The organism is Peribacillus sp. NPDC060253, assembly GCF_042727425.1.
Lineage (GTDB): Bacteria > Bacillota > Bacilli > Bacillales > DSM-1321 > Peribacillus.
Map to the genome: position 1 here is coordinate 1 of NZ_JBHXAS010000217.1, position 4,160 is coordinate 4,160.

The following is a 4,160-nucleotide window of genomic DNA, read 5'->3' on the forward strand; positions in this document are numbered from 1 at the left end:
GTGAAGTTTAGGCTACAAAAGGTACGAGCCATACAGGAAAAGGTGTTTGTGTAGACATGAAATAAAGTTTGATACTTTGTTAATGAACTTACGGGGCAGGTTAGTTGAAGAAGGATTTGCATCTGAAGTTAAAGAATAACTAATGAAATACATTTTACAAGGAGTAATTTTAAAGTGATTAATGAGGAAAAAATCGTTTCGCTAATTAGAGAAGATAAAAGGATGATGGAAATATTAGAATCTGCCAGATCATTGAATTTGCCTGTTTGGTGGATATGATCTGGATTTATCCGATCGAAGGTCTGGGATGTGTTACACGATTTTAGCGTAAGAACAACTATTCCAGATATTGATGTGATCTATTTTGATCCAACAAATATTGAAAAATTAGAAGAAACGAAAATCGAAAAAAACTAAAATCCCTTATACCCAATATCCCTTGGTCGGTAAAGAATGAAGCGAGAATGCATGTTAAAAGTAATATGCCTCCTTATTCTTCGTCTGTTGATGCTATATCGAAGTTTCCAGAAACAGCAACAGCTTTAGGAGTAAAGTTAGATGGAAATGACAATGGAATATTAACTGTCCCTTGTGGAATTAGTGATGTTATTAATTTAAAGGTAAAATCAACACCTTATTTTAAAGAGACTAAAGAGCGAGTGGAAATTTACGAAGATCGTATAACAAAAAAGAATTAGAAATCAACTTGGAATAAGATAAAAGTTAACCACATCAAAATCCCTTCTTAATGTACGATTCTTACAAGAATCATACTGTACAAAAGGGAGCCTGAAAGGCTCCCTTTTGTATGCAGCTTAACTTTTTAATGATCGCCATTCTGCCCATTTGCAGAACTTGATGTTTTATGGTTCCCCTTTTTACCCTTATGCTTTCCTTTCTTACTCATGAAAGAATTCCTCCCCAATACAAGATGTTATTTCTTGATTAGTGTTAGTTGAAGGGCTTTCAGTTATTAAGGGAACTGAAGGAAGCTCATTCACATTTTGGATGATCTTCATTTATGAAGGCATTGATTTCCCCCCTATAATGATGAGGAGCCCAGATAAATAAAACCAGATCATTAGCACAATGATGCCACCAAGACTGCCGTATGTAGCAACTTAAAGAAATATTCACAAAGGATTTTGATATCATTAGTTTAAGGGTAATGAAAAAGATTACTCAACCAAGTGAATTTTTCGGAAAAGAATTTTTGTGGACAAGCTTAATGCAAAGGAAATAGTTGTAGAACTAACGGGGCAGGTTAGTTGAATAAGCTTAGTGTATTCACAAAGCGCTATAACAACTGATGGAACCCTTGCTAGGATTGGTTTATTAAATAGCTCAAAATTTGATAACAGTACTCTTCTAAGCCGGGTTGCTTTTTAGAGTTTTTCAATGATTAAACTTTAAAATATAGATAATGTGTTTTAAGGATGTTTTTACAGAGATTATTCCTTTTTCCATTTAGGTAAATTTTGGTATTGTGAGGGTGGAGGGGGTGGGGTTTTGGAAAATACAATCAAATCGAATAAACAAGAAGCAATACCTTTGATATTAACTGTTGTTCTAGTTATAGCTGCATTAATGGTTTTTTTATCGGCAGGTCGGTACCGAATTTAGATTTAAGGATATCCATTTTTTTATTTTTTTTAATCGATATTGGATTTTTAGTGGCTTTGATTTTGGGAACTAAGGCAAAGCAATTTGGTATAAGAGTAATCAGTGTTTTATCAAATGGCCTATTTTTTATTGCTTTATCTTTTTTTACTTTTGCTCTAGCTTTGGCCTACGGGATTTCGGAACCGTAAAGAAAATGTGGAATTTTGGCTTTAACTAAGCGTATTTTTTTGGAACATCTAGAAATGATCAGTAGTTCCTTTTTTTATTGCAACTATCGGGGCAGGATAGTTGAAAAGTGATTTACTAAAATACAAAATTAAGTAGAATAGAGGATCCTTAGGTCTTTGTAAAAAAACTACAAAAGGTATTAGAAAAGCCACCTAGGAAAGGTAGCCGTCATTTAAGTAATTATCATTTTATTGATTGATTTATTTGTTACTTATACTGCTCTTCACTAGTTCGATAAATTCTTGTGCCTTTTTCTCATCCTTTTTTATCATCTCGACGTTTCCAGGAAGTAAAAGAACCTTTTTAATATTGTTATTATGCCAAATAACCTTAGTGTACCGAGCATCCGCATATAGCTCCCTAAACCACCCTTCAGAACTTAGATTTTCTATTGCCATTTTTAGCTTGGAATAGGAAGTAGGTTTCATTAGGATAATTACATCTGAAATTAATTGAATAAAATCCATTGGACCACCTACCTGTCTTTGAACAACCTAAGAATTATATATATGCTAACACTCTTTAACCACCTCTTTTAAAGGGATTGCATTTTGTGGGTTAGTTGAAGAACAAAAATAGCCTGTATCAATGATTACTTGGTAATCTAAGATACAGGCTTTATTTTTAGGTAACTATTGTCCTTATATATTTAACAATAAGTGGTCTCTTTTATTTGTTCAAAAATCAACATCAATGTTAACAAAAAGCTAAGGCAGGTAGGAACCACTTAATCTGGTAGATGCGCATTCTTAATCCAGTGGCTCAAACTGCAGGGTTTGACTATACAATCATCAGGGCCACAAAAAACCAGCACCCTGTACGCTAAGGGAACGGGTTCTTATAATTCCCCCAATATACCGCAAATAAAAGAAAACCGTATTATATAACAACAAATTTGTGCTGACTTTCCATACCTTCCTGTTTTATTGTATCCTCAAGTAATTTAAGCATGGGTTGCATAATGTTATCTCTTCTATAAATGAAAGAAGTAGTTACAGTAGCGTCTTTTTTCGGAATTGGGTGACAACGAACCAATCCCTTTGCCTCATATGGTTCAGCAAAGGTTTTGACCATTAAAGCTATACCTAACCCTGCTCTTACACAATTCAGTATTATATCTAAGTTTCCAAGTTCATTTATTTTCGTAGGAATAATTCCTTCTTCTTGTAACCAGGATTCTAACTTTAATCGATAATAACAGCCAGGCCGATACAAATACAATTTCGAATTATACAAATCCTTTAGTTCTTTTATCGGAGGGTGAAGTGGCTGGGTGACAAAAACAAGTTGTTCATGAAAAACTGTTTCTTGAACAATTTCCGGATGATCCACATTACCTGCTACAAAAGCGCAATCAATTTCGCACTTTAACAAAGCTCGTATTAGTTCTTCACTTGTGTTTGTTACTAAGGTTATGTCTACATCAGGGTATTGCTCATGATAATTAGAAAATAGGAGAGGAAGTCTGACGGTTGCAGTAGATTCAATAGCTCCAATTATTAAAGAACCACTAGTAGAAACATCTCCTTTTAGTTTAAGGAGGAACTACTTAAATGGGTAATATCAACTTATGTTCTTAATTAGGAAAATGACACAATAGTCTCCATATCTGTTGATAGGATAAAATTATAAATGTTGGAGGTACCTCTTATTGAGATTACGGGTGCTTTGGCAGCTCTTTTTCTTATGGCACTAACGGGGCAGTTTAGTTGAAGAAGGATAATCCACAATTTGAATAGAATATGTAGAAACAAATAGTTGTTTGGAGTATCGATCCAAATAACAACCTATGAAGGAAGGGTAAGTAAAATGAAGAAAATGGTTGGTTGGACACTTACTTTAGCTACGCGTTTGATAGGTGGAGTCATTTATTATTTCATAACGTTATCTCTATACGAATCAACAAAAGATTCATTTGACTTCCCAGTTCCTAAAAATGCTGAGCTAGTCCAGGAAAATGAACAAGGAAAAAGTTATGATTGGTCAAAAGCATCGGAAGAAAATGGCATACCATTTGGATATGAATTAGTCATTAAAGCGAATGGATGGAAAAAGGGAGAAAGAGAAGGGGCTTCCGTTTTTTACACAAAAGGAAATCATAAAATAGATTTGATTTCTACAACGAAGCATTTAAACATCCTTAAATTGAATTAATATAAAGGAAATATAGATAACAGGGTGCTTTACTACAATAAGGAAGGTTGCAGAGGCAGCCTTTTTCGTGCGCCCGGCATGGGTGCAATCTATAGGGTGCGAGTCCCGAACCATGAAGGCAGTAGTAATGGTTAGCTTAATGCAAGGGTGTCCAT

Annotated in this window: 2 protein-coding genes and 3 pseudogenes; 2 read left to right on the forward strand and 3 right to left on the reverse strand. The window is 34.4% G+C overall.

Annotated elements, in window-relative coordinates:
* Positions 1-222: 222 nt before the first annotated feature.
* Positions 223-698, forward strand: a pseudogene (locus ACFWE9_RS26140) (nucleotidyltransferase family protein).
* Between the two features lie 321 nt (positions 699-1,019).
* On the opposite strand, the pseudogene ACFWE9_RS26145 reads toward ACFWE9_RS26140, so the two are convergent.
* From ACFWE9_RS26145 to ACFWE9_RS26155, 3 genes and pseudogenes are all read right to left on the reverse strand, one after another.
* A pseudogene (locus ACFWE9_RS26145) lies at positions 1,020-1,118 on the reverse strand (hypothetical protein); the annotation flags it as partial.
* A gap of 933 nt (positions 1,119-2,051) precedes the next feature.
* Positions 2,052-2,318: a hypothetical protein gene (locus ACFWE9_RS26150; RefSeq protein ID WP_230162795.1), complete on the reverse strand. Its 267-nt coding sequence runs from the start codon at positions 2,316-2,318 to the stop codon at positions 2,052-2,054.
* A gap of 412 nt (positions 2,319-2,730) precedes the next feature.
* Positions 2,731-3,354 (reverse strand): annotated as a pseudogene (locus ACFWE9_RS26155) (LysR substrate-binding domain-containing protein); the annotation flags it as partial.
* 306 nt (positions 3,355-3,660) lie between these two features.
* Between ACFWE9_RS26155 and ACFWE9_RS26160 the strand changes: the two are divergent.
* On the forward strand, positions 3,661-4,005 hold the full coding sequence (locus tag ACFWE9_RS26160) for a hypothetical protein (RefSeq protein WP_377359569.1): 345 nt from the start codon (positions 3,661-3,663) through the stop codon (positions 4,003-4,005).
* The last annotated feature ends 155 nt before the right edge of the window (positions 4,006-4,160 follow it).